Source organism: Paraburkholderia phenoliruptrix, from assembly GCF_902859825.1.
In the GTDB taxonomy this organism is placed as follows: Bacteria; Pseudomonadota; Gammaproteobacteria; order Burkholderiales; family Burkholderiaceae; genus Paraburkholderia; species Paraburkholderia phenoliruptrix.
Genome location: NZ_CADIKB010000050.1, coordinates 15,531 through 37,557 on the forward strand (window position 1 = coordinate 15,531; position 22,027 = coordinate 37,557).

32 protein-coding genes are annotated in these 22,027 nt (G+C 61.2%); 30 read left to right on the plus strand and 2 right to left on the minus strand.

Features of this window, described 5'->3' with window-relative positions:
* Positions 1–11 precede the first annotated feature (11 nt).
* From HV711_RS29520 to HV711_RS29635, 23 genes are all read left to right on the plus strand, one after another.
* Positions 12–326, plus strand: coding sequence for a hypothetical protein (locus tag HV711_RS29520; protein WP_035477153.1), 315 nt, complete (start codon positions 12–14; stop codon positions 324–326).
* A gap of 16 nt (positions 327–342) precedes the next feature.
* On the plus strand, positions 343–651 hold the full coding sequence (locus HV711_RS29525; protein ID WP_035477152.1) for a hypothetical protein: 309 nt from the start codon (positions 343–345) through the stop codon (positions 649–651).
* Positions 652–676: 25 nt separating this feature from the next.
* Positions 677–1,114 carry a hypothetical protein gene (locus HV711_RS29530; RefSeq protein ID WP_035477150.1) on the plus strand — a complete coding sequence of 146 codons (438 nt, stop codon included), beginning with the start codon at positions 677–679 and terminating at the stop codon, positions 1,112–1,114.
* Positions 1,115–1,145: 31 nt separating this feature from the next.
* Positions 1,146–1,760, plus strand: a complete 615-nt coding sequence (locus HV711_RS29535; protein WP_035477148.1) for a hypothetical protein — start codon at positions 1,146–1,148, stop codon at positions 1,758–1,760.
* Positions 1,761–1,787: 27 nt separating this feature from the next.
* Positions 1,788–2,210: a hypothetical protein gene (locus HV711_RS29540; protein WP_035477145.1), complete on the plus strand. Its 423-nt coding sequence runs from the start codon at positions 1,788–1,790 to the stop codon at positions 2,208–2,210.
* A gap of 127 nt (positions 2,211–2,337) precedes the next feature.
* Positions 2,338–2,520: a hypothetical protein gene (locus HV711_RS29545; protein ID WP_175145507.1), complete on the plus strand. Its 183-nt coding sequence runs from the start codon at positions 2,338–2,340 to the stop codon at positions 2,518–2,520.
* 35 nt (positions 2,521–2,555) lie between these two features.
* Complete coding sequence (locus HV711_RS29550) at positions 2,556–2,879, plus strand: hypothetical protein (RefSeq protein WP_208459261.1); 324 nt, start codon at positions 2,556–2,558, stop codon at positions 2,877–2,879.
* Between the two features lie 16 nt (positions 2,880–2,895).
* Positions 2,896–3,249 carry a DUF4326 domain-containing protein gene (locus HV711_RS29555; protein WP_035477140.1) on the plus strand — a complete coding sequence of 118 codons (354 nt, stop codon included), beginning with the start codon at positions 2,896–2,898 and terminating at the stop codon, positions 3,247–3,249.
* Positions 3,246–3,794 (plus strand): hypothetical protein, encoded by a 549-nt coding sequence (locus HV711_RS29560; protein ID WP_175145509.1) that lies wholly within the window; start codon positions 3,246–3,248, stop codon positions 3,792–3,794. Before HV711_RS29555 ends, HV711_RS29560 begins: the two co-directional genes overlap by 4 nt.
* 64 nt (positions 3,795–3,858) lie before the next feature.
* Positions 3,859–4,692: a hypothetical protein gene (locus HV711_RS29565; protein ID WP_035477134.1), complete on the plus strand. Its 834-nt coding sequence runs from the start codon at positions 3,859–3,861 to the stop codon at positions 4,690–4,692.
* Positions 4,693–4,946: 254 nt separating this feature from the next.
* Positions 4,947–5,294, plus strand: a complete 348-nt coding sequence (locus HV711_RS29575) for a hypothetical protein (protein ID WP_035477132.1) — start codon at positions 4,947–4,949, stop codon at positions 5,292–5,294.
* Positions 5,295–5,371: 77 nt separating this feature from the next.
* Complete coding sequence (locus HV711_RS29580; protein ID WP_035477128.1) at positions 5,372–6,526, plus strand: IS110 family RNA-guided transposase; 1,155 nt, start codon at positions 5,372–5,374, stop codon at positions 6,524–6,526.
* 947 nt (positions 6,527–7,473) lie between these two features.
* Complete coding sequence (locus HV711_RS33645) at positions 7,474–8,730, plus strand: HNH endonuclease (RefSeq protein WP_051223903.1); 1,257 nt, start codon at positions 7,474–7,476, stop codon at positions 8,728–8,730.
* 341 nt (positions 8,731–9,071) lie between these two features.
* Positions 9,072–9,731 carry a hypothetical protein gene (locus tag HV711_RS29590; RefSeq protein ID WP_175145511.1) on the plus strand — a complete coding sequence of 220 codons (660 nt, stop codon included), beginning with the start codon at positions 9,072–9,074 and terminating at the stop codon, positions 9,729–9,731.
* Positions 9,732–9,777: 46 nt separating this feature from the next.
* On the plus strand, positions 9,778–10,170 hold the full coding sequence (locus HV711_RS29595; RefSeq protein ID WP_063826546.1) for a hypothetical protein: 393 nt from the start codon (positions 9,778–9,780) through the stop codon (positions 10,168–10,170).
* 94 nt (positions 10,171–10,264) lie between these two features.
* The gene (locus tag HV711_RS29600; RefSeq protein WP_035477123.1) at positions 10,265–12,094 is read left to right on the plus strand and encodes a hypothetical protein; all 1,830 of its coding nucleotides are present in this window, start codon (positions 10,265–10,267) and stop codon (positions 12,092–12,094) included.
* A gap of 616 nt (positions 12,095–12,710) precedes the next feature.
* Positions 12,711–13,061 (plus strand): hypothetical protein, encoded by a 351-nt coding sequence (locus HV711_RS29605; RefSeq protein WP_035477117.1) that lies wholly within the window; start codon positions 12,711–12,713, stop codon positions 13,059–13,061.
* Positions 13,062–13,090: 29 nt separating this feature from the next.
* A complete protein-coding gene (locus tag HV711_RS29610; RefSeq protein WP_035477115.1) occupies positions 13,091–13,396 on the plus strand; it encodes a hypothetical protein in 306 nt (101 codons plus the stop codon).
* A gap of 15 nt (positions 13,397–13,411) precedes the next feature.
* The gene (locus HV711_RS29615) at positions 13,412–13,915 is read left to right on the plus strand and encodes a hypothetical protein (protein WP_035477113.1); all 504 of its coding nucleotides are present in this window, start codon (positions 13,412–13,414) and stop codon (positions 13,913–13,915) included.
* Between the two features lie 67 nt (positions 13,916–13,982).
* The gene (locus HV711_RS29620; RefSeq protein WP_035477109.1) at positions 13,983–14,237 is read left to right on the plus strand and encodes a hypothetical protein; all 255 of its coding nucleotides are present in this window, start codon (positions 13,983–13,985) and stop codon (positions 14,235–14,237) included.
* 16 nt (positions 14,238–14,253) lie between these two features.
* A complete protein-coding gene (locus HV711_RS29625; RefSeq protein WP_035477098.1) occupies positions 14,254–14,646 on the plus strand; it encodes a hypothetical protein in 393 nt (130 codons plus the stop codon).
* Between the two features lie 11 nt (positions 14,647–14,657).
* Complete coding sequence (locus tag HV711_RS29630) at positions 14,658–14,987, plus strand: hypothetical protein (RefSeq protein ID WP_051223902.1); 330 nt, start codon at positions 14,658–14,660, stop codon at positions 14,985–14,987.
* Positions 14,984–15,235: a hypothetical protein gene (locus tag HV711_RS29635; protein WP_175145489.1), complete on the plus strand. Its 252-nt coding sequence runs from the start codon at positions 14,984–14,986 to the stop codon at positions 15,233–15,235. The genes HV711_RS29630 and HV711_RS29635 overlap by 4 nt, the downstream gene beginning before the upstream one ends.
* A gap of 37 nt (positions 15,236–15,272) precedes the next feature.
* On the opposite strand, the gene HV711_RS29640 is transcribed toward HV711_RS29635, so the two are convergent.
* Entirely contained in the window at positions 15,273–16,265 is a 993-nt protein-coding gene (locus tag HV711_RS29640) for an IS5-like element ISBmu2 family transposase (RefSeq protein ID WP_006412423.1), read from the minus strand.
* Positions 16,266–16,949: 684 nt separating this feature from the next.
* Between HV711_RS29640 and HV711_RS29645 the strand changes: the two genes are divergently transcribed.
* The 7 genes from HV711_RS29645 (at position 16,950) to HV711_RS29675 (ending at position 21,309) form a co-directional block, all read left to right on the plus strand.
* The gene (locus HV711_RS29645) at positions 16,950–17,321 is read left to right on the plus strand and encodes a hypothetical protein (RefSeq protein WP_035485213.1); all 372 of its coding nucleotides are present in this window, start codon (positions 16,950–16,952) and stop codon (positions 17,319–17,321) included.
* 15 nt (positions 17,322–17,336) lie between these two features.
* A complete protein-coding gene (locus tag HV711_RS29650; RefSeq protein WP_175145513.1) occupies positions 17,337–17,585 on the plus strand; it encodes a hypothetical protein in 249 nt (82 codons plus the stop codon).
* A gap of 113 nt (positions 17,586–17,698) precedes the next feature.
* Positions 17,699–18,421, plus strand: a complete 723-nt coding sequence (locus HV711_RS29655; protein ID WP_051224762.1) for an ATP-dependent DNA ligase — start codon at positions 17,699–17,701, stop codon at positions 18,419–18,421.
* Positions 18,418–18,819 carry a hypothetical protein gene (locus HV711_RS29660; RefSeq protein ID WP_175145515.1) on the plus strand — a complete coding sequence of 134 codons (402 nt, stop codon included), beginning with the start codon at positions 18,418–18,420 and terminating at the stop codon, positions 18,817–18,819. Before HV711_RS29655 ends, HV711_RS29660 begins: the two co-directional genes overlap by 4 nt.
* A gap of 357 nt (positions 18,820–19,176) precedes the next feature.
* A complete protein-coding gene (locus HV711_RS29665) occupies positions 19,177–19,491 on the plus strand; it encodes a hypothetical protein (RefSeq protein WP_175145517.1) in 315 nt (104 codons plus the stop codon).
* A gap of 217 nt (positions 19,492–19,708) precedes the next feature.
* Positions 19,709–20,116 carry a hypothetical protein gene (locus HV711_RS33650; RefSeq protein ID WP_035485220.1) on the plus strand — a complete coding sequence of 136 codons (408 nt, stop codon included), beginning with the start codon at positions 19,709–19,711 and terminating at the stop codon, positions 20,114–20,116.
* Positions 20,117–20,235: 119 nt separating this feature from the next.
* On the plus strand, positions 20,236–21,309 hold the full coding sequence (locus tag HV711_RS29675; protein WP_035485223.1) for a hypothetical protein: 1,074 nt from the start codon (positions 20,236–20,238) through the stop codon (positions 21,307–21,309).
* Positions 21,310–21,374: 65 nt separating this feature from the next.
* Here the strand turns inward: HV711_RS29675 and HV711_RS29680 are convergent, their stop codons facing one another.
* On the minus strand, positions 21,375–21,881 hold the full coding sequence (locus tag HV711_RS29680) for an SAM-dependent methyltransferase (RefSeq protein WP_244142769.1): 507 nt from the start codon (positions 21,879–21,881) through the stop codon (positions 21,375–21,377).
* Positions 21,882–22,027: the final 146 nt, after the last annotated feature.

Genomic DNA, 22,027 nt, shown 5'->3' on the forward strand with positions numbered 1-22,027 from the left:
GAAGAAAGAGCATGACTCTACGGTTCAAATTCACGATCCATACCGCCGTTGGCTCGCTTTCCGGGGAAGAAGATGCGAACGACGAAACGCAGCTTCGGGAATGCATGCCGGAAGAGGTTCTCTCGTATTCGATTGACGGCGTTCGCGACCGTCCGGGCATACCACCAATTTCCAGCGAGGAATTGTGGCTGAACCTCTGTTCGGCTGTCGAGAACATCCGGTACGCGAGCACGTTGACCCCCGAGGTGGTTGCGCAGCATCAGGCCGAGCAAATGCGGGCCTTGAGAGGTCTGTGTATCCGGGTAACGACGCCGGACCGTGACTGACCAAGGAGACCTTCCTATGTTCACAGAACAACAGCCACCGGAATTCGTGCTTGCCGGCTATGCAGGATCGATCGACTACGAGCGTCTCGCCAGATTAGCCGCCAAGACCAGCATCATCTGCATTGTCGATTACGACATGCCCGGTGTTGGTACCGTTCGGAACGTGGCGCGCACGCAATACGCGTTGCATCGTGGGGAGGAAGTGTTCATGGTGTGTGCCCGGGGCATCTCCTATATCCATGCGTTCGGCAGAGCCGATTTCATTGGCCTGTGCGCGCTTCGGCACGTCGAATTTGTCGAGCCCCAGCAGCACGTGGCGGCCTAACCTGGATGTGCGATTCGTGAGAGACATGGTCAGCACTTTCCTGGACGGTCTGATGGACTGGCCGGCCGACACGATCATCGGCAGCCTCCTTCTTCTCGCGATGCTGGCGCTTGTAGTGATCCTCGTCTGCCTCGGCGCGGCGGGCATCTACCATCTGTTCGATTACTGTGGCGTGCCCGAATCCAGCAGGAGAGGAACCGTCAGGGATAAGGCCTTCCGTCCGGCCTACACCCAGTACATCTACATGTACAACGCTGCGACCAAGACCTCCATGCCCACGCCGATTTTCCACCCGGACAGGTGGACGCTCGAAGTCGATATCGGGATCGGCAGCGATTTGATCGACGTGGGCGAATCGTTCTATGAAAAGGTGTCGCGTGGTTCGCCCGTAGTCGCGCGGTACAAGGTCGGGAGGATCTCCGGCCGGATCAACATCTCGGGCGTGCGCGCCCGAGCCGGGTAGCCAACTGTATCTTCATCAACACGGAGTCACCATGCCCATCGTCAAGAACTTCTTCTACACCGTCGGGATTGCGTTCCTGGTCGGGTTGCAGTCCGTCAATCCGGACAAGGACCTGCTGCGCCAGTTCGTGCTCATGCTTCAGTCCGATAACTTCTGGACGATCGTGAAGCTGGGCACGCTGGTTCTGACTGCACTGGAATGGATCTTTTCCGCGCCGGTCTCATCCTCTTCCCCGACCGACGATCTTAAAGACTTCTGGGGCGCACTGAAAAGGCTCGCCTCGCAACTTGCGCCAGCGGGACTGGGGACGGCTGGTGGCCCGGATCTCGGATCGGGATTTGCCCAAGGCGCGAGCGATAAAGGTCGCTTGAATGAGCCGGCGCCCCGGCGGACCGGCCAGGCGGCGCGCACGCCGGACGCAGATCTCCTGAAGACCGATCAGCCATTGAACGACAACGAAAGGACCGTGGCAAAGCGGATGTGGGAGAGTTCCGAAGCGGTCACGATCGACGACATGTCTGATTGGTTCCTTCGCTCGCGCAACCAGTGCATTCAGGAACTGATCGGGATGGGCCTGTATCCGCACCTTGCTGCGGTTTGCGCTGAAGATTCGCGTCGCCTGAACCTTCGGGCAGGCAACTGCTAACCGGCCACAACTGAACGAGGGAACGCGATGGACGAAACGCTGAAAGCTCTGTTCCGCTACATCAAGCGGGAAAACTGCGACCCGACGTGGCAGGCAATTCGCGACAACGTGCTCGGCGGGATCTATCACGCCGAGATGCGTTACGCCGACGTGCTGAAGGTCATTCTGACCGCGTACACGCAAGCGCTGATGGAGCCGCGATTCCAGTTACCCGGCAGGCACAACGCGGCTGAAGATCTGCTGCTCGCGCCTATCAAGGGTCACCACGCGATCGACTTTATGGGGCCGTTGTCGGTTGACGTCCGTTACTCGGTCGAGCAGTTTTACGGTGCCATGATCGAGAAGATGATGGGCGATCTTCGGTGCTGCACGATCGACTGGTGCCGCTGTGAAATCTGGCCCGAAGAGAAAGCCTCGCCTGCGTCCGCGCCGGCCCTCGAAAGCAGCTAGGCGGGAAAATTATGTGCGCGTATTCAGTTGCGCGCGCAGCGCAAGGTTTGACTTGCGTTGCAGACAGGAAATCGACCGGCGCCAAATGCGCCCCGTTGCCGACCGGTAGTCGGCCGAGAACCTCGACATGAACACGACGACGATTACGCGTTCTTTTGCGCCGGCCGCAGCAGCTGAGGAGCAGGGCTACGATGCCCTCAGGCTAACCGCAGAAGAACAGGGCAAGCTGTCAGGCTCGGGACATCCGTGCTGGACCTCGATCCCGCCGGCCCCGGCCCACATTCTGAAGCAGCCCGGGTTTGACGATTGAGCGGGCCCGACGACCGATACCTCTGGATCGACGACGTGCCAGAACGCGAAGCCCGCGCGAAGCTCGGCGGAGACTTTGCCTATGCGATCGCGCTGGGCAGGGCCTATTGCATGCGCTGCGTACGGGAAGCGCGGCTCGCGGATGACATCGAGCGGTATGCCGCCTACCAGACCGCGGTTCGCGTCGCCCTGCTGATCGAATGGATCAACGGGCACTATCCACCCGAGCCGACGCTTTTCAACGGCGACGGTACGCTGACTGTGGCAACGACCGTGGTCGACGCTGGCGGTCGGACCTTCATCGAACACGACGTGATTCCCGCGACGTTGCACGCGGCTCGCGATCTGCTGGGTTACTGACGGACGGGGGTGTCGCATGCCTGAGCGTGTACAACTGAAGCGGATCAAGGGCTGGCGCATGCCACCGAATACCGTAAAGGTGGACCGCACGACGAAGTGGGGCAATCCTTTTGTCGTTGGGGAAGAAGCGCCGTTTCTGCCGGGTTGCATCGTTCGGGATCGTAGGCATGCGTGGAGCCTCTACCTTGGTTTTGCGCCTTTGAATGAGCGGCTGGTCGCGGCCGCTCGCGCCGAGCTCCGCGGGAAGAATCTGGGGTGCTGGTGTCCGAAGCCCGAACAGCCGTATGAGGACGATTGTTGCCACGCGAGCGTGCTGTTGAAGCTGGCGAACGAAGAGGAAAGGAAAAGCGAAATGGGGAAAGAGAAATGAAGGTGCGCGCAACGACAATAGCGGTAGGCCAGTCCTCTCCGCTCGACTCGCCCGGACCGGGCCAAATGGCGCTGGCCACGACTATCGTTAGCGACGTGCTGACGATGGTGCTCCAATTACCAGATGTCTCCGAAGAGGACATCGCCGGCGTGCAGGGCATTCCTCATGGGCTCGCACTGTTGCAGACGCCAGAACTGCCCGTGGGCATGCTGATGCTCGCACTGCGAACCGGCGGCGGCGGGGTCTGGCCGCTGGCAGCACCGATCGCAGCCCACGTCGACGTGATGAAAAACTGGGCGGAGGAAAGGCCGGACAGCAATGTCATGCTCGTCGTGCTGGTCGATTCGAACACGAACCAGGTGCGCGCGTTGCGTACGATCGGAGCGCCGATGGAACTCTTCGACATGATCCAGTCGGGTATCCGGTCGTGTCGTGCTTTCGATCCCGCCGAATTTGTGATGCGTGCGGGTGAGATCCCGCCCGAAGACGTGTGGAGCAAAGGCCGACGCTGGTTGCGAGACGACGAATCAGACGAGTTTCGTTGAGATCGCCGGGCGGTTCGCACCGGACAGACTTCCGGTATTCATTCGATTAGGAAAACGCTGCGCTATGGACAGCCTCAAGGCGTTCGCGGACGAGCTCCGCAAGATGACGAAGCAGGGCTTGCTGTTGCGGCCGTTTGTGTGCGATGGATCGCCACTCGACTGCGACGTATTTATCGTCGGCAGCAATCGAGCGGCGAAGCTCGCGAGCGAATTCTGGAAGTACTGGGATGACAGCCGCGGACTCGACAAGGCCCGCTTCCTGTCCGACTACGGCGACTATCGGCGGGGGCGCGGGAAGCCCGAAATCGCGCACTCGCGCAACACGCTCGAGGTGCTGATGAAGAGCTGCGCGCCGCTTCGCTGTTTGGAGACGAATGTGTTCGGCGTGACAACGGACACGCGAGACGAAGCGCTCGCGGCGCCGACGCAAGGGATCTGCATACTCCCGTACCTCGTTGAGACCATCAAGCCGCGCTGGATCATCGCGCATGGCGTTGTCGCTTGCAGCGCGGTTTCGGTGTACGACGGGAGAGCAACCATCGTAAAGCTGCCGGACCTGCGAAAGGTCGCCCACTCGGACGTAAAACGACTCGGCCGACGGATCGTCGATTCGGTGCTCCAGGAGCGGTCGGGGCGTCATTCAGGAGCTGCGGGGGAACCGCAGCAAGGCGACGCCGCACCCGACAGCGTCACGACTGTCGAAACAGGCCTGCAGGATATCCGGCTCGGCGATGCAATCGCCATGCTCGGAGAGGGAGTTGCGGGCGATATTGATTATCGAAACAGCATCGTTCAGGCAATTCTGGCGATCGCGCGTAGTCGCCGCGACGCCGCGCTGGTGGCCGCCTGCGAATACGTGCTCGAAAGCAGCTGCGGTCTTAGCGGAGTGACGCGATGAAACAGACAATCGAATTCTATCGGGCCAATGAGAAGCCTTACGGTGCGTTCAGCAACCTCTTTCGTCGCGAGATCGATATCGACGGTTAGCGGTTCCCGACCATTGAACACGGGTACCAGTCGCGCGCCAATTCCCGCGGTTTTTTGCGAAACGTCAGCGAATGCCTGATACTGGCTGGCTCAACAGCAACTGGACTCGCTTCTATTCGACAACGAGTCAACATTCGGTTATCACCTAACCCCTAAGGAGAACATATGCCGCAAGCAACCGCTCTTACCAGTCTCGTCAATCAGGCGCCGTTCAACCAGTTGATCGGCGGAGCGTATTCGACCATCTGGATTCAGAAGAAGGGGAACGGATACGCAGTGTCCGGTCGGAGCAAGGCCGATGAGTCCGTTATGTCGCTGACCGCTGTTGGCGCGCCGGCTCTCGTAATCGACCTGGATGGCGTTCTCGGAGGCGGGGACACGGTCGACGTGAAGGTCGGTGGCGCGGCCTACGGTATCACGAAGACGCCGATCGGCGGCGGGACCGAATACATCGTGACGGAACACGCCCGAATCCCGCCGTCGGCTCGCGGCATACCGACCATCATCATCTGAGATCCTATGAGCGTGAGAGTCGTCAAGGCCCGAGTCGTAAGATTGACGTGGCCAAGGCTTGCTCAATGGAGGGCATCATGGACGCAAATCACGTTACCGAACCCCATGCTGAAGACGTCATACTGGCGGTATCGCTCGAACTGGCCGTCGGGAAGTGGAAGGTGGCGCTGCACGATGGCCGGCGCGAGCGGCCGGCCGTGCACACGGTCGCGCAGCCCCAGGCCGCCGCCCGCCTGCAGGCCGTGCTTGACGTGATCGAACAGCAGAAGCTGAAGTGGTCGCTGCCGGCCGGCGTGCGCATCGTCGTCAGCTACGAAGCTGGCCAGGACGCATTCTGGATCTGTCGCGCGCTGCAGGCGCACGGCATCGAGTGCTACGTCATCGATCCGGCCAGCATCCCGGTCGAACGTCACAGGCGGCGCGCGAAGACCGACCGGCTCGATGCCATCAAGCTGGTGATCAATCTGCGCGCGTGGCTACGCGGCGAGCGCGACCGCATGCACGTGGTGCACGTGCCGTCGCCACAGGACGAGGCGTCACGCCAGTTGATGCGCGATCGCGGCCAGTTGCAGAAGGAAGTGCTGCAGCACCGCGACCGGATGCGCAAGCTGCTGGTCACGCTTGGCTGCTGGGATGAGGTCGATCACAGGGCCTTCGCAAGCCGGCTCGCCCGTGACGAGGTGCGGTGCCACGACGGCGCGCCGCTGCCGCCCGAACTGCGCGAGCGGCTGCTGCGCGAGTGCGAACGGCTCGCGCTGGCCCAGCACCAACTCGCGGCGCTGGAGAAGACGCGCCAGGCGAGCCTGCCGGCACCCGCGCGCCAGCGAAGCGATGACCTGGCGCGCCTGAAAGGGATTGGCGAAGTGGGCGCGTCGCGCCTTGCGCTCGAGCTGTTTTGGCGCGAGTTCAGCAACCGCCGCCAGGTGGGTGCGTGCGTCGGGCTGGTGCCGCAGCCCTATGACAGCGGCGAGAGCCAGGTCGACCAGGGGATCAGCAAACAGGGCAACCGGCGGGTGCGCGCGCTGCTGATCGAGATGGCGTGGACCTGGCTGCGCTACCAGCCCGACAGTGCACTGACACAGTGGTTCAACCAGCGCACGCAGGGCACGGGGCCGAACCGCCGCGCGCGGCGCATCGCCATTGTCGCTGTCGCACGGCGACTGGTGATTGCACTATGGCGCTACCTGAAGGATGGCGTTATTCCTGAGGGCGCACAGATGAAACCGGTGTGAGATCGTATTGCATGGCGATAGTGATGCCGCGATTGTCGGATCACTTACTGTTCCCATGGTTGAAGTGGACATGCCCGTCGGCCCCCTGGGTTGCCAACGCAACCGATTCTGAGATGGGGCATGTCACCCGGACAAGATTCCGGCGCAACGCGCATGCAGGATAGGGCTGGCGAACCGCCAGCGGATAGAAGGTTGTAAGACGTTGGATCATCTTACGAGCGCCACGACGGCTTCAGGCGGGGACGTGAATTCGATTGCAGCAATTACTGGGCGACGTGGAATGCGCCTGTATGTTGGTGAGCGCAATACCGCGCGCTCACCAACATACGCCAGCATATCGCCTCTTCCCAGTGTCAAGGGTTCGCTACGCCAGGCTTCGCCTGCCCTTGACCCCGCCATACGCTCTAGCAAGGAGATGCGGAAGAAATTGATCGACGCTTTGTAAGCGGCCTTGACAAATTACTGCTCATAGAAGGGGGCTGGCGAAATTGTCCCGGTAGGACCAGGTGCCGTCCCGGGTCGTAGCGGTTACGGCGCCGGGCGTTGTCAAGCGCCACTTGATGAGAGGAAGGCACATGGGCATTCTGGAAAGGGCTGCGCTCCTACCGCTAACAGAGAGCGAGCTGACCCGGGCAAGGAAAATCATTGCGTTCGATGGGGTGTGCGTGGCTCACATCCAGCGGCAAATGGCGATAGGTTGGAACAGGGCCGCTGACCTTGCGGAAGCGATTGTTGGAAGAGACGCGCTGCCGGCCGTAGCAAAGCATCGCTACGCGCCGCGCTCATGTAACACTGAAGGCATTGGGTGATCTCCCGCCAGGAGCGAGATCGCCCGGCGTGTCGTGCTACGCTCTGCGCATGCAGGGGCGGCGCGCGAGCCAGCCTGGGCCGTCGACCCGGACGTTGCGCGCATCCTCCCCCCGCATCCACAACGCGCGAGCAAGACAATGTCCAAATACGCACCCCTCGCAGACTACCTTCGCAATCTGGACCGGAGTGAGGTAACGCTTTCGTTCGACGAGATCGAACGGCTCCTCGGCTTCCGTCTGCCCCCGACTGCCGGCCGGTTCCGGCCATACTGGTCAAATTCCGGCGTCAAAGACGGACATCCGGGCCGGCTGTGGCGCGAGGCAGGTTGGCGCCAGATCCGGCTAGACCTCACCGGGCGGCATGTTTCCTTTCGTCGCTCCGAGGCGATGCCCTTCGATCTCGAGAGCCTCAGGCCGAAAACCAAGGGGCTGCTTTACGAACTACTGCAGGATGCGGGGTTTTCCGTCGAGGAGTGGCACCGCACGTCGAACGGTGACCCAGTCGAGAATTACAGATCCAACCCGAGGTTCTGCTATGAATGGTGCTTCGGGTCGGTGAGCGATGGCTTCGCCCTGTGCTTCTGGTACGAGAACCTGACAACCGATCCCCTCGGCCGGATTGTGTTTGGCGGGAACGTGCGGGAAACGCACGATGCCCTGCTGGCAATCGCGAGAGATGACACGTCCGACGCTTCAATGCGGCTGCGTGCGCACGATCAGGCGGCGCGGGCCAAAGCGCTGGACGATGCCATTCAGGAGTCGTTCCGGAGAGGGCTGGTGGCGCGCGTCATCCTCTGCGAAGGAAACCGCCGCCGGGTCGACGAACTGGGAAAGGGTGCCTCGTCGGTCGCACGACGGCAGCTCGACGTCGCGGAGTGGTACGTCCACGCCTACGATAGCCGTACGGGTGAGTGTCTTGTCGTGAGAGATGTGGAACCGGAGGTTCCGGGCGTCAACGCAGACGGTGACATCGAGTATGACGAGGACGCAACCTACGACGAGGTCCAGAATCGTGCGATCAAGACGCGCCGCGGACAGCAACGGTTCCGCAGGCAATTGCTCGACGCGTACCGCAAGAGCTGCGCGGTCACTGGCTCCCGCGTCGTGGAACTGCTCGAGGCGGCGCACATCGTGCCGCACTCGCTCCTGACTGACTACTCGACCCGCAACGGCCTGCTGTTGCGGGCGGACATCCACACGCTTTTCGATCTCAATCTCATGTCGGTCGACGACCGATGCGTTGTCCACGTATCAAGGACGCTCGCCAACACGGACTACTGGCAGTATCACGGCAAATACCTGAAGGGCATTCCGGACCGGTCTGAGGACCAGCCGTCGGCATCCGGGCTTGCACGCCGCCACGAGAGCTTCCGGGAAGCCGAGAGCAGCCGGTGACTAGGGCTTTCGAGATAGAGGCGCGATAGGCGCGCCCGGACGTGAACCAGGCACTGCTGACCGTACCGCTAGCGGTGCATTGCCTCACGAATCCCTGCGGGAACGACACTCCCCGCGCGGGACCACATTCTGCTCGGTCTGAGGCGGGTAAGGGCGGACATCGAACCGCGCCAGAAGTCGACCGACCGATTCTTCTTTGGATCCATCTTTCAGGACATTGGCGGGTACAATCCTGCTCACAACTTCCTGATAAGAAGTTAAGCAGGCATCAAGCGGTGCGGCACACCTGACACCCGAATGACCCATGCTCCCAACTTGATTTGCGGGGTAGGGCGGGTATCGTGGAATTTCAACCCCGCGTACAGGATCCGCCGCCGGCCGCGGCAATGCCCAGTGAGAAGAGGACCATGGATTCTATCGTCAAGAACGCGCCGCCGCGCATATACCTGAATCTTGGCAACCTGCCGCCCGGTGAGTTCAAATTCGCGAATCTGCACGAGGTTTCGTGGTGCGCCGATAAGCAGGATGACCACGACGTCGAATACGTACTCGTTGCTCGCGTGTCTCCCGATGAACGCGCGGCGTTCGAGCGTGCTGTCGACGCGGGCGGGAAAGTCATCCCGGCCTACGGCGGCCGAGGCGACATGGTTGCGCTTTACGCCGACCAACTGGACGCGATTCTCGCTGACGCAGCCTGCGCATCGGCTTCGCAGAAGGGTGTCCGTATGCCTGACAACTCCGGACCGGAAGCGGGGAATGCACCATCGCCGGAAGCTCCGCTGGAACGCCCGTTCAACGACGTCATGGCGGAAATCTCTGCGGTGCGCCCGCTGCTCGACCAGTTCATTCAGGCCCACGGCGGCGACATCAGCGGCGTTGGCTATGCGGATCTGCTGGCGTTCGCCTCCACGGTTCGTCGCGAGACGCTGTCCGGTGCTTGCGCGGCGGTAGCCGCGCATGGCGCCGGTACCGAATCCCCGGCCGGCGACGAGGACCTGTAACGCCTGAGCGCAACGCACGCCCGATTGACGGAGAGGAGAATGCAGCATGGTAACCATCGCTTTTGATCAGCCGGGCGACTTCGAGGCGTGTCGCGCCGCCGAGAAATGGTGCGCGGAGCGCGGAATATCCGTTGGGGAGATGCAGGGCCCGGCGCCGCGTGGGCTTCTCGTGGGCAACTACTGCATCGCCAAGTGGCGCAATCTGACCAACGCCGAGAGGCGCGATCTCAAGGGTCGTATGACTGGCAATATGCGCAACGGTCCCGTCACGATCACGCTCGACGGAAATGCGGACGAATTTCCGAATCTGGCTGAGCAAAAGCGCACGCATTCTCGCGACGCGAAAGGTAACCGTGCCCCCATAGACGGGAACCTATCAGCTATCACGCGAGCGGCGAAGTCCGCGGCCAGCCTGCTTGCATCCGGAGATGACCTTTGAGCCGCTTCTCCGCTTTGCGCCGACGGGTCGGTAGCACAGCGAGCGAGCCTTGATTTGAGCGCCTTCCCCGGTATTGTGGTCCATGAAACCCCGGATGGCCCGGGTCAACGCGAATCGAAAAGACATGAACGCGAGCGACATAGCGCAGGCATTGAAGCATCTTGACTGGACGGGCGTCCCGGTCGGGAACAAGGCGGTGATCCAGCAGGCGATAACGGCGCTCGAGCACGCGTCGCTGCAGTTCCCGGGCGAGCCGATCGGCTATGTCTCGCCGAAGGTCGCGGCCGGATCGAAAGACTGGGAGCGGGAGACGCTGTTCGTCACGCCGGAGCGAGCGAACACTGAACCAGTGTATGCAGCGCCAGTCACCGCCGCCGCGGCCATCGGGATCGCATGGTCGAATGCATACGCGAAAGGCCTCAATGCGGGGCTGCACGCATGCGCCCGGAAGGTCCACGAATACGAATCCAGGGAGTGGGCGGGCGATGCCAGCGGCGCCCGCGAGTGTATGCGCGATATCGAGCTGGTGATGCGCGCACTGCCGACCGATCAGGAAGCGGTCGCATCGCTCACCGAGCTTGCCCAACGCGTCATCGAATACGGTAATGCGCGCCAGGCGGGCAACACCGTCGGCATTCAGACGACATTCAGTGCGGTCCTTTCGGCGCTTCCCGGCAATGTGATCATGCGCGACGCTGGCGGGCGGGTGATGTGCGCCGATGTCCACGCAGTGCGCGATCTCGCCAGACGCGCCCGGAGCGCCGCAACCAATCACGAAGCGATCACGATCGGCGACCTGGACGCGAACGCACTCGAGCGTTGCGCCGGGATGCTTGTAGAACCGGTTACCGAGCCTGAGTTCACCGATTGGGGACGGGCGGCGCTGCTCTGGGTGCTGTATCACAATCTGGGCAACCGAAACCCAATCGGCCGCGCCATCCGGTTTGCGCTCGGCATGGAGGCGTCGCAGCAGCTCAACGCAACTCAGGTCGGCGAAGCACTGCGCTGGGCGCACTCGACGGTTACGCCGGCGGCCGGCGCAGCGCAAGCGTGCGTGGTAGATCGCAGCGACGCTGCGGCAATTCCCGAAGAGATCCAGCGAGGCCTTGAGCGCAACGACTGGACACCGGAGGAGGCGCTGCACTGGTACGCGGCCGGCAAGCACTTCGATACGGTCGCGGGCCGCACGCGCATCCTCGATACCGGTGCAGTCGCGTCGATTGCGTTGAAGCGATCGGATCCCGCATATCACGCGCTGAAAGGCGCGGACGCCAGTTTCCCCGCCCCGGACGCGGCACCGGCCGGTGAGTGCGCTGTGGTTGCGCAGGCTGGCGTGCCGAGCCGGCCAGTCCCGGCGCGCAAAGTGTCGCTGTGGGATGCGTTCGAGATGGGTTTCGCGTTCCGCAGCGCGCTGCTCGGCCATGTTCAGGACGGGCGTGACGTCGGCCGGCTGACGACGTGCGAGTTCTGGTCGGAGCCGATGCTCGGCATGCACGAGGGAGCCGATCTCCACCTCGGACTGACCGTAGGCGAGGCCGTCGCACGGCTCAAGAACGAGGTGCGTCGCCGGCTGGATGGGCTTGACGCAGCTTCAGACGGAATTGTCGCGGCATCAGCGGAAGCGGTTCGAAAGCGCATCTGTGAAGCGATCGACGGAGCGATGGCCTTCGGGTATCTCAACCTGAACGAGCCGCCTGCTAGCCACTGGCTTGCCCCGTGGTGGGCCGCCGGGCGCGCACAGCGCGCGGCGATGAATGCACTTCGGTACCTCGATCGGGAACTGACGCAGTACCTGGATGGCATGCCCGCCGACGAGACGACCCGCAAGCTGCGCGACACCGCACGGGATGGGTTGGCGGGCATCGACTCTGCGCCGTTCGCCCGAGCTGCGGGCGCCGCGCACTCGCCTGCGAAGGCCGTCTGACTTGAAGGGGTCAAGGCGGCCTTTGAAATGCCGTTATATCGCAACGGGGTTGGTGTCCGTTGGAATCGGCATTGGCGTGAAAGCCGGCTGGAAGCAGGCCATGCGCAACGCATAACGCCAATGAAGAATCGCCGGCCGACCGGCACTGGAAAACTAATGATCGACTGCATAAAGATCGGGCCTGACGCGCTGTTCGCGGCTGTCGTGCTGAGTCCTGAGTGGGGCAGCCAGTATCGGCAGGCAGACGGCCCCGGCCGCCGCGAGCGAAGTGCGACCGTTGCCCCCCGCGATCACGGGGCGGACGTAGCCGCTACGCGCGCTACATGTGAGGGTGGTACCGAGCAGATGGCGTTGCTCTAGAAGCAGGATGGACCCATGGAAGGGAACTGGCGCGAGTTTGACGAAGGCGAAGAGTGGTTTGCGGGAAGGGTACTTTGGGTGTGGGCACCCTCGTGGGAAACGCCTCGGCTGGCTATAGCAGATCGCGGAGATGACTTCGACTGGTTTTACTCGGGTGGTCCGAAGCTCGAGGAGGCTAGCGCGGAGTTCCCCACGCACTGCTGCGACCTGGAGCAGCCGGCCCCGCCAGCACTCTGAGAATAGGACGGTAGATATCATGGCAGAGGAAGATGTTCCGCTTGACGTCCAAGTTTCTGCGATCGTCGCAAGACTTCGGGCGGGCAACGACGTTGAGGCTGCGGACCTACTGGATCGCGTGCACAGCAGTTTGGAACACACGCGCTATTGGTATGGCACCCGACACGAGCGGCTTTGGCATTGGGCACACGCGGAACTGACGGAGCAGCAACGTCAACGTTTTTTCAGCATCGTGGCCAACGGCACTGCAAGCGTAAATGAGCCGCCAACATACGCGCAGCAGTTCAACATGATGAAGTGGCGCATGGAGAAGGCTGAAGCAGAAGTTGTGGCGCTCAGGAAAGCGTCCGGCTCGGGGACTGCGAGCTAGGTTAACCACGGAAAATTGAAGAGGCGATTATGGAAGCAAAGTACATGACGGTGGTGCTGGAGTTGCCTGCCGATGAAGCAGAGCGCGCGGCCACAATGAAGGCATTCCCTCTGTTCGGCTCCGTCGCGGGCGCAACCGTGATTGGCCTCGCTCATGGCAACGCGATCCGCGAAGCAGAGTTGCTTGAGGTTGCTGCCGGGCGTGACGTGGCGCGTCGGGCGAAGAGGTTTGTCAACGAGGTGCAACAGGAAAGTGACGTGGAGCGTATCGCTCGCTTACTTCCGCCGGAACAAAGAACCGTCGACGCTCTCGCATATTTGCGACCCGCTGAGTAACGACGGAAAGGCATCATGAACCGAAAAATCAATATCTTCCTCGATCCGCCAGCACAGGCTGAAATCGATGAGGCTCTCCGCACCGATAATGAGTACATCAGGGCGAACCGCTACGAAGAACACACCTCATTAGGCCAGCGCATCGCACATGGTCCCGGGCTCTTTGGGATAGAGGTATTGGTCGGCGCTGTCGTTCACGCGCTGCGCGACAAACCACAGCAACCAGTTTGCTCGGATTCGACCTGGGAGGCATGGCCCGGAGCGCTCGATTGGGATTGGACGGAATCCATGTTCACAGAGAGTTACGCTAACAAGGTGCGCGCAATGGGCCGTGAGCTTGCGCGTTGTGAGGTCACCGCGCTTGCAGACCAACTCGCTCTGGAACGGCAGGCTAAATCGGTCGCAGAGCAGGCGAGAGGGTCTGTTGCAGAGACCGGCTCGGCCTTGAAGGATGCTGGCACTATCGCTAGAAACATAGCGGATACGATCGCTTCCAATGTCTTTAGGCAGAAAGGTTGATGAAGGTTGTAGACAACGGAAATTTGGCGGTTCATCTCAAACGCGTTCGGTAAGAAAAGCGAGAAGCATGGATCTCTCACTCGATACTGCGAAAGCGATCTATCGCCATGCTATCGACCCTCGCGCGAGCGACGGCGAGAGTGAAGCATGGTGGGAAGAAGTCGCGGACGAGGTTCGCGATGTGGTCGCGGCACGCTCGATGAGTGAGGCCGCCGCGGTTATCGCGTGGTGGCACCACGATTGGACAGTTGTTTCGGATACGCCGGTCGACGTGGCGAAGCGTATCCGAGCGGCGGCGCGTACGTTGCAGCTCAAGGCGTAGGAGAACAGGACAACACATGAATACCAATACCACGCCGCGGTCACGCGCGTTTGAATACAGCATCGCTGGATGCCTCGCCGTCGCCATGCTCTTTGGCGTCTTCCACTTGGTGCGACGCAACGTTGCGATTCACGAGCGCGTCGAGGAGGTCGCGACGGGGTGCAGGCCGTTAGTCGTTGAGCAAGCGAAGCGGCTCGCCGACAAGTATCCGGGCCTCAAGTGGTCGATTGATGACATCCACGTCCTGGGCGACATCAAGCCTGATCAGCCGATGAGCAACGCCTGCTCGGTCTCGATTACGTTCGATGTTGGCGGTCACGCTGACCATGAACTTTGGGAGGTCGGAGCGATAGCAGGGCAGTTTGTCATCGGCTCCGCAAGATTCGCCGGCGTCGAGACCATTCAATAAGACCACAGATCATGATACGGACCGGGCTCAAAGCATTGGTCGCGGCAACACTGGTTGCGGCCGTCTCATCCGCGGCGATCGCGGGCGGTTCCGATAGCCGTGCGGCGCGCATTGGCTGGCATGTTCAGCAACCAACGCGGTTCATGGTGTCAGGCGTTCTCCGCAAGAACGGTACGACGGACGTTATCTTGCCCATTCAGGCGATCATTACCGCCGACGATGACGACACCGCGATTAAGATGTTCGCGAAGACTGCACAGCACGACTACCCGGCTTATTCGCTGATCGCCACGCTTGCCTCGCCGGTACCTGCCGCCGGCAAGTGCGAAAACTCTATTTGAGCCTCGCAAAATCGGCCGCGATACGCGGCACTGGAAAACAACAGAATGAATACTTTCTTTCCTCCCAAGGCTCTCGACCAGAAGCCCCTGCCGCCATCAAAAGCGGAACGAATATCGTCTCGACTTATCAGCGTGGCGCTCGTGCCGGCACTAGGGAAACGCTGATCAATGGACCAACTTCCGAAGTTGCAGGCGAGATGGCTTCAAATTTTCTGGATGACGAAGCGAATCGGCGCTCAATTCAGTGAATTTGGCGCGTAAGCGAGCCTCCCCTGCTCGCATTTTTCATACGCATGACGGACTGCTCCCATGGACCGATCGCAACAGATTTCGCGCAATCACCAGATTCGCCAGAGCGAACAGGCTGAACAGTTGCGCGGTGTTCTTGGCCAAGCCCTTGTATCGGGTCTTGCGATGCTGAAACAGATTCTTGACGATATGAAACGGATGCTCAACCCGCGAACGGATCTGCGCCTTGGTTCGCTCGAGCGCGATCACCAGGTCCTTCAGCGCTCCTTCTTGCATCGCCTTGATCTTTCCCCGCCTGGCAGCGACGTGCCACTTCACGGCCTTGCCCGCCATTTCCTCGCGCTTGTCGACGCCAATGTAGCCCGCGTCGGCGAACACCTGCTCTTCATGCCCGTGCAGCAGGGCATGAGCTTGCGATACATCCGACACGTTGGCCGCCGTGCCAACCACACTGTGAATCAGGCCCGAGTCGGCGTCGACGCCAATGTGGGCTTTCATGCCAAAGTGCCATTCGTTGCCCTTCTTCGTTTGATGCATTTCCGGGTCACGGCTCTTCCCGGCATTCTTGGTCGACGGCGGCGCTTCAATGATCGTCGCGTCAACCAGCGTGCCTTCCTTCATCATCAGCCCACGCTCGCACAGCGAGATGCCAATCTCGTCGAACAACTTCCGTGTCAGTTCGTGTTCGATCAGCAGGCGCCGGAACTTCAACAGCGTGGTTGCATCAGGCACGTTCTCGATCGCCAGATCGATGCCGGCGAAGGCTCGCAGCGTGATGCTGTCATACAGCGCGTCTTCCAGTCCTTCGTCCGACAGTCCGTACCACTGTTGCACGAAGTAGATTCGCAGCATCCGCTCAAGGCCAATCGGCGGGCGACCTCGCGTGCCCTTCGGATAGTGCGGTTCGATGGCCGACAGCAAGCGCTGCCACGGAACGACCTTCTCCATCTCTTCCAGGAAGCGTTGGCGCCTCGTCACTCGCTTCTTGCCTGCAATTTCCGCTTCCGCGAAGCCGATCTGCCTCTTCATCGTCGTGGGTCCGTTCCGTGAGCTGTCTTCTAAACGTCCTCGGCTACGTCTGCGATGACCGCCGAGCCGAATAAATCAGCGTTTCCCTAGCGTTGCAGACGATCGGCGCTGCGCCTCGTCATGCTCTAGGCGATGCTGGGCTTGGGACGGTTGGCGAAGCATTGGATAGTTTCTTTGATCTGTTTCATGGCGCTATCAGTGCCGCGATTCCTCGCGTCGCGAGCTGCGCCGATGCGCTTGGCGCCACGGTAGCGCAAGGTCTCTATTTTGGAGCGTTGACGGTGGCTGCCGGGGCGCTTACCGCAAGTGTGGTGTTCGGATTGCGGCGCGCGCAGAGGAATTTCGATCGCCGCGCCGGCGGCCCTCGGTGCTGGTGATTAACCTCGCGACGGAAAATGTCATGTTCGGAATCTGGCTCGTCCCTCTCCTGATTGTGGGCGTCCTCTTTGCGGTGGTGGCGATTCTCGCGAACGCCGCATTGGGACTGGCAATTCGCAGTTTGCCGTGCTGTGACGTCTCGCTTGTGGTTGGCTTAACGCCCGTTGCGGCAGAGCATTTGGGGGCACTACTGCGCAGGCCATTCCAGAAATTGCGATTCTAGCAACGTGTGGGGCGGCCTTCATTGCGCTTAAAGAAGTTTTCCGGACATCAACATTTGCCGGAATTTGATTGGAACATTGCACCATGAAGAAACTGGTTTCGATGGTCGGGCTGGCAAGTGCGGTCGTGGCGGCGCATGCGGCTGGTACGGGCGAGCTGACCGCGCTCAAGGGTGCAGACGCGGCGTCCGGACGGGCGGTATCGGGTTGCGGGCTGCGTGGTACTGTACGCGATACACCCGGAGTTCCCCTCATGTGTGGTGACGATGGCAAGTGGGTTGCGATGTACACGATGACGGCGACGGATCGCGCGGCGCTGTATCCAGCGGCGTTTCACTGCGTCATCGTTGGGCCAGACGGCCGCAAACTTAAGTCTATCCAGAGAAGCGATTCGCGGGTGGCAACCCTATTCCCGAAGGGAACCCGGTTTACGCCCGCATGCCTCTCACCAAACTGACAGCCAAATTTCATCATGCCGACAGTAAAGAAGCGTAGGGACGCACCGGCCGCCACGCTGGGTTCGAAGCTTCCCTTTCTCATGCTTGGCGCCGCCGCGGGCCTGTTTGTAGTCATGCTGGTCACCGGCCCGGTATATGACTGGATGCGCAGTCATTTCGAGTTCATGCGATATCATCCCGTCGTGGTGATGGACGACCAGCCTGTCGTCCGGATTTCGCCTGCTCCGGTTGCAGCCGCCGCGTCATCCGTGCAGGGTCACTAGCACAACGGAAATCTCCGCCGATCCGAAAAGGGGCGACGGCTCTCCCAGGATACGGGGTGCGTTGCCTTGGGTTTTGCCTTTGCCGCTCGGACAATGGCGTCAGGGAGACTCCCATGGAACTCGATCGGCCGATCAAACCTTCTGACCTGATGCACGCGACGCGCCGCCGTCGTCCCTTCTCCCACGACGACTGGCTCTTCGAGTGGAAGCTGGACGGTTTCAGATGTCTTGTCGATAAATGTGGCGACGAAATAGCGATAACCAGCCGTCAAGGCAAGCCTTTTAACCGCTCATTTCCCGAGATCGTGGAAGCAGTTGCTGCCGTGCCAGGGGATTTCGTGTGGGACAGCGAGCTTGCCATCGGCGACGGTCGCGGGGCGACGCCATTCCGGCAGCTGATGGAGCGTTTAAGCACGACGTCGCCGCGGAATATTCCGGCGGCCGCTCGTCGACACCCTGCACGGATCTTCGTGTTCGACATGCTCCTATCGGGCAAGCGCGATTTGCGCCAGATCGAGCTTACCGAGCGGAAGGCACGTCTGCGGGACGCCTTCGACAACACAGAACGGCTCATCTATCTCACTGACGTCGAACGCGTCGGCGAGCTTGTCTTTGAGCAGGTAAAGATCCACGACTTGAGGGAATGGTCGCGAAGCGAAAATCGTCGACCTACAAACGCGGACGTTCGCTCGACTGGATCAAGATCAAGAATCCCGACTACAGCAGACCGGCGGCACTGGGTTTTGGTCATGCGGGCGCGTAACGTCGACTCGCAAGGCCACACGCGGCAGGGTGCCCTTTCAAACACGAACCTGCACAGGAACGGACGAGAATGAGTGCAACAGCATGGGACATGCTCAAGCAAGACCTGAGGCTGACGGACCGCGAAGCGCGAGTGCTAACAGCACTTCTGACGGGGAATCCCGTTGCTCGCGACGGGCACGAAGCACTGGTGCCGCTCTCCAGCCTTCTTCCAGATCGCTCGCCCCCGACTACGCCGCAAGGCCAGCGGAAGCGAGATTTCGTGGTCAACCGAGATCTAGAGATCTTGTTTGGTCTGCTGAGGCGCGTCTGGCATGTCGAGAGCGCAGATGGCTCCCTACGAGGGTTCTCATTCGTGATGAGCTGGACGTTGGCCGATGACTCCCAATTCCTGCGCTATCTGCTCAATCGGGAGGTGCTGGTTGTGCTACAGGATATTCGCACGGCACGCGCGCTCGAAAAGCTGTTTTGACGCCCGGAATGGCGGGAAGCGCGTGATGGAGCGTCCAGCCATCCCGGAATTCTAGGAATAGGGTTTGGCGCGACACAAGAGCCGCCAGGCCGCGAAGGCGGCGTAGCGGCGACAGGCGCATCCGGATCAGAGAAGCCCGCCCGGGTTTCATATTCTCATCAGGAAGTCCAGTGCTATACTCGTAATCGCTTTCCATCGGTAGCTGGTCCGTTTCCAGCCTTGCTCGGTCGACTCAACGTCCGAGATTCGTGTTGCCGCCCGCCGGCATCTCTCGTTTTTCCCTCTGGGGCTCCGTTCCCCATAGGGACCGGTTTGCCCCAATCTTTCTTTCAGGAGCAAACCATGTTGAAAATCGCAATGTCCCCGATCGTCGCCATCTCGTTCGCCGTCGCAAGCATGCTCGCCGGCGGCAACGCCTTCGGGCAGACGGCCGACCAGCAGCCGGCGCTCGGCGCGAACGGTACTGTCGTGCGTGTCCGTCTCGTTCCGGCGCAGGTTCCGCAAGGAACCTATGACGTCCGGAGCGCATACGCGCAGGATCTCGTCGAAGTCGGCGTGCGCGCCAGCGACGGCGAGGTGTACAACGCCACGGCGGATCGCCTGCATCAGCCGCGTCTCGGTGCGTCCGTCAGACTGGTCAGCTATGGCAACGGCCTCCGCTTAGCGGAGTGAGGCCACCCGGCGTCCGGCACCCGATCGGGTGTGCGTTCTCCGGGCGCTACGTCAGAAGATCGCGAGAAGCCGATACCTGGTCGATTGCGGATCTCCGCTGTCGACCAGGGTCGGGATTTGATCCGGTCGCTGGGCTGATCAGCCACTTATACAAACCCACGCGGGGCATCTCAGGCCCGCGGGGCTGTGTGCTTCGCAAATCAATGATGGAGCACACATGAAAGAGCAAACTTGTCTGGCACGTGACGCAGGCCTGCCCGAAATCCATGTCGGAATGAGCGACTTGGAAGTCGTGGAAGGTGCCGAAAGAATGGCTCGCGTACTGCTGAAGGCATGGGGTTTCGCATTCTCGGGCGCAGCAGTACGGCATAGCGCGAACCCTCGCGCCACCTCGGCTTGGAGCGTCGTTTCCGTGATGCTCGAGGAGTACAACGGCACTGACCTGTCCAGCGCCGTCGACTCCGTCGATTGCGACGTGGTTCCGCAATCGGATCCGGTGATGCAAGGCTCGACTCCTGATCCGTTGCAGGTGCTTCGCAATGCGCTGCGCTTCAACGAGCTTGGCAAACGCCAGGAATCGGCCGAGGCCATCTCCGCCGCAATTGGCATGTTCGAGCTCAAGTAGTCGACTCGATAGCCGTTTCCTCCCTCGGGAGGTGGCGGCCCTCCAGTGACTTTTTAAACCCTCGCGGGGACGCTCCCCGTGGGGGCGCTTCTCGCAATCAGCCTTGTTGGAGAAGTGAAATGAATCAACTGCCATTGCCGCACGCGCAGCTACCGGTGGCGCGAGTGACTCAGGCCGACATCAACGTCAACGCACTCTCGCGTTGCCTTCGTACGACGACGATCGCAGCCATGCCCGACGGCTATCGTTGCGTCGAAATCACAGGTGACCTTCCTGACCGGCGCTATTGCCGGGCGCTCGTTAAATGGAAGGAAAGCGATACGCTGAACTTCGAAGTTGACGTTGGGATCTTTGGCCATAGGGAAGGGCAGTCGCTGCCGTCGCTACTGGCCGGGGACGGGATCTGCGAGTACTCGGATCTGGGTGTAGCGTTCAACGCGCTTCACGCGCGGAAGAACACGTTGCTCGCCGAACTCGACGCGTCTGCTGCCCGGGAACGACAAAAGTCGCCCGGTCAGCTTGCATATGAGCGTGATCTGGCTGTGCAGCCGAACTACCAAGACGGAGCAAGGAGGCGGCCCTGGGATCGGCTCGGTGAGGTTGCCAAAGACTCGTGGGAGCGAAATCCAACGGACCGGAAGGCGCTGGCGGTGGCCTGGGTAGAGATCGACCGCGATTTGCACGTTGCCAAGGTGGATGGCGTGCAGATCGGCTCTGTCGAGCGGAACATCTTCTCAGACGCTTACGATGTGTGCCTCTACCGCTCGGCAGAATCGATGGGTTCGCAGAACGCGGACGCCGACGAGGCGCCGAGCCTGGAGGCGGGGAAAGCCCGTCTTCAGAGGATGGTCGAAGCGGCGATTGCAAACCGCACGCCGAGCGCTCTCATGGCTGTGCTCCACCCGACCCCGGCCGGGCCCGATGCTTCCGATACTCTGGGCTGGCTCTATGGCGAGGCACAGGAGCTGAAGGCGATGAAGGTAGAGATCAACGGGGATTACACCGCGAAGGATCTCGCAACGTGGGACGACCAGCTGGCGGTGGCGCAGACGACCATCACGCTGTTCAAGGAAGATCACCCCGCGCTTTACCAGCAACTTCAGCAACGGGCGCGCAATCTGGTGGACATGAACCGCGAGTCGCTGGAGGTGAAGGAGCGTGAGCGCGACGCCCAAGCGGCTGCAACCCATTAACTAGCAACGCCCGCCCGCCATGCCTCTCTCCGGAGAGCGTGGCGGGCATTTTTTTGGCGCTCTGCTTAGGGCTTATGGACGATCAATCCGATCGAGGTTGCAACGTAGCCCCCCAGTGCGATCTTCAGGTGCGGGGATGCTGCGTAGGGTGGCGCGTCGACGTGTTGATCGACTGGCTTGCCACCGGGGTTGAAGTTGAAGGGCGCAACGCGGTAGCCGTCGGCTTCCAGCTCGTCGCGCAACGTTTCCATGTCCTGCTTGCGGAAGATCACGCAGCCAGGGTCTTCAAACGTCTCGTCATTGGACGAAAGGTTGAACTCGGTTGTATGCACGGCAACTCCGCCCGGCCGCAAACAGCGCGCCGAATTCTTCACGAAGTCGAGGCCATGTCGGATTGAGCCAAGATGCTCGAAGGCGCAGCATGACCACACGAAATCGAACGCGCCTGTGAATTTCTCGGGTATCGCGTTCATGTCTGCGAACTCGAATGAGACACGCTCTGCGAACTGATCTGCGGGACAGACACCGTATTTGTTCAGGGATTCGAGTGCGTATGCGTGCTGGTTCGTCATGACCCACCCCTTGTCCGCCGCTTCCATCGTGCTTAAGAGACGGTTTCATAAAGGCCCTGAGGGGCTGTTAACTTTCGCGGCGAGCTGTTAACCTCAGGCATCGGAACAACCGAGGCCGAGGAGATGGGCAAGCCGATCATTGACGA

What these genes read in the sequence shown, in the direction of transcription:
- HV711_RS29520 (WP_035477153.1), top strand. Translation starts at nt 12, where the DNA reads ATGACTCTACGGTTCAAATTCACGATCCATACCGCCGTTGGCTCGCTT.
- HV711_RS29525 (WP_035477152.1), top strand. Translation starts at nt 343, where the DNA reads ATGTTCACAGAACAACAGCCACCGGAATTCGTGCTTGCCGGCTATGCA.
- HV711_RS29530 (WP_035477150.1), top strand. Translation starts at nt 677, where the DNA reads ATGGTCAGCACTTTCCTGGACGGTCTGATGGACTGGCCGGCCGACACG.
- HV711_RS29535 (WP_035477148.1), top strand. Translation starts at nt 1,146, where the DNA reads ATGCCCATCGTCAAGAACTTCTTCTACACCGTCGGGATTGCGTTCCTG.
- HV711_RS29540 (WP_035477145.1), top strand. Translation starts at nt 1,788, where the DNA reads ATGGACGAAACGCTGAAAGCTCTGTTCCGCTACATCAAGCGGGAAAAC.
- HV711_RS29545 (WP_175145507.1), top strand. Translation starts at nt 2,338, where the DNA reads ATGAACACGACGACGATTACGCGTTCTTTTGCGCCGGCCGCAGCAGCT.
- HV711_RS29555 (WP_035477140.1), top strand. Translation starts at nt 2,896, where the DNA reads ATGCCTGAGCGTGTACAACTGAAGCGGATCAAGGGCTGGCGCATGCCA.
- HV711_RS29560 (WP_175145509.1), top strand. Translation starts at nt 3,246, where the DNA reads ATGAAGGTGCGCGCAACGACAATAGCGGTAGGCCAGTCCTCTCCGCTC.
- HV711_RS29565 (WP_035477134.1), top strand. Translation starts at nt 3,859, where the DNA reads ATGGACAGCCTCAAGGCGTTCGCGGACGAGCTCCGCAAGATGACGAAG.
- HV711_RS29575 (WP_035477132.1), top strand. Translation starts at nt 4,947, where the DNA reads ATGCCGCAAGCAACCGCTCTTACCAGTCTCGTCAATCAGGCGCCGTTC.
- HV711_RS29580 (WP_035477128.1), top strand. Translation starts at nt 5,372, where the DNA reads ATGGACGCAAATCACGTTACCGAACCCCATGCTGAAGACGTCATACTG.
- HV711_RS33645 (WP_051223903.1), top strand. Translation starts at nt 7,474, where the DNA reads ATGTCCAAATACGCACCCCTCGCAGACTACCTTCGCAATCTGGACCGG.
- HV711_RS29595 (WP_063826546.1), top strand. Translation starts at nt 9,778, where the DNA reads ATGGTAACCATCGCTTTTGATCAGCCGGGCGACTTCGAGGCGTGTCGC.
- HV711_RS29600 (WP_035477123.1), top strand. Translation starts at nt 10,265, where the DNA reads ATGGCCCGGGTCAACGCGAATCGAAAAGACATGAACGCGAGCGACATA.
- HV711_RS29605 (WP_035477117.1), top strand. Translation starts at nt 12,711, where the DNA reads ATGGCAGAGGAAGATGTTCCGCTTGACGTCCAAGTTTCTGCGATCGTC.
- HV711_RS29610 (WP_035477115.1), top strand. Translation starts at nt 13,091, where the DNA reads ATGGAAGCAAAGTACATGACGGTGGTGCTGGAGTTGCCTGCCGATGAA.
- HV711_RS29615 (WP_035477113.1), top strand. Translation starts at nt 13,412, where the DNA reads ATGAACCGAAAAATCAATATCTTCCTCGATCCGCCAGCACAGGCTGAA.
- HV711_RS29620 (WP_035477109.1), top strand. Translation starts at nt 13,983, where the DNA reads ATGGATCTCTCACTCGATACTGCGAAAGCGATCTATCGCCATGCTATC.
- HV711_RS29625 (WP_035477098.1), top strand. Translation starts at nt 14,254, where the DNA reads ATGAATACCAATACCACGCCGCGGTCACGCGCGTTTGAATACAGCATC.
- HV711_RS29630 (WP_051223902.1), top strand. Translation starts at nt 14,658, where the DNA reads ATGATACGGACCGGGCTCAAAGCATTGGTCGCGGCAACACTGGTTGCG.
- HV711_RS29640 (WP_006412423.1), bottom strand. Translation starts at nt 16,265, where the DNA reads ATGAAGAGGCAGATCGGCTTCGCGGAAGCGGAAATTGCAGGCAAGAAG.
- HV711_RS29645 (WP_035485213.1), top strand. Translation starts at nt 16,950, where the DNA reads ATGAAGAAACTGGTTTCGATGGTCGGGCTGGCAAGTGCGGTCGTGGCG.
- HV711_RS29650 (WP_175145513.1), top strand. Translation starts at nt 17,337, where the DNA reads ATGCCGACAGTAAAGAAGCGTAGGGACGCACCGGCCGCCACGCTGGGT.
- HV711_RS29655 (WP_051224762.1), top strand. Translation starts at nt 17,699, where the DNA reads ATGGAACTCGATCGGCCGATCAAACCTTCTGACCTGATGCACGCGACG.
- HV711_RS29660 (WP_175145515.1), top strand. Translation starts at nt 18,418, where the DNA reads ATGAGTGCAACAGCATGGGACATGCTCAAGCAAGACCTGAGGCTGACG.
- HV711_RS29665 (WP_175145517.1), top strand. Translation starts at nt 19,177, where the DNA reads ATGTCCCCGATCGTCGCCATCTCGTTCGCCGTCGCAAGCATGCTCGCC.
- HV711_RS33650 (WP_035485220.1), top strand. Translation starts at nt 19,709, where the DNA reads ATGAAAGAGCAAACTTGTCTGGCACGTGACGCAGGCCTGCCCGAAATC.
- HV711_RS29675 (WP_035485223.1), top strand. Translation starts at nt 20,236, where the DNA reads ATGAATCAACTGCCATTGCCGCACGCGCAGCTACCGGTGGCGCGAGTG.
- HV711_RS29680 (WP_244142769.1), bottom strand. Translation starts at nt 21,881, where the DNA reads ATGACGAACCAGCACGCATACGCACTCGAATCCCTGAACAAATACGGT.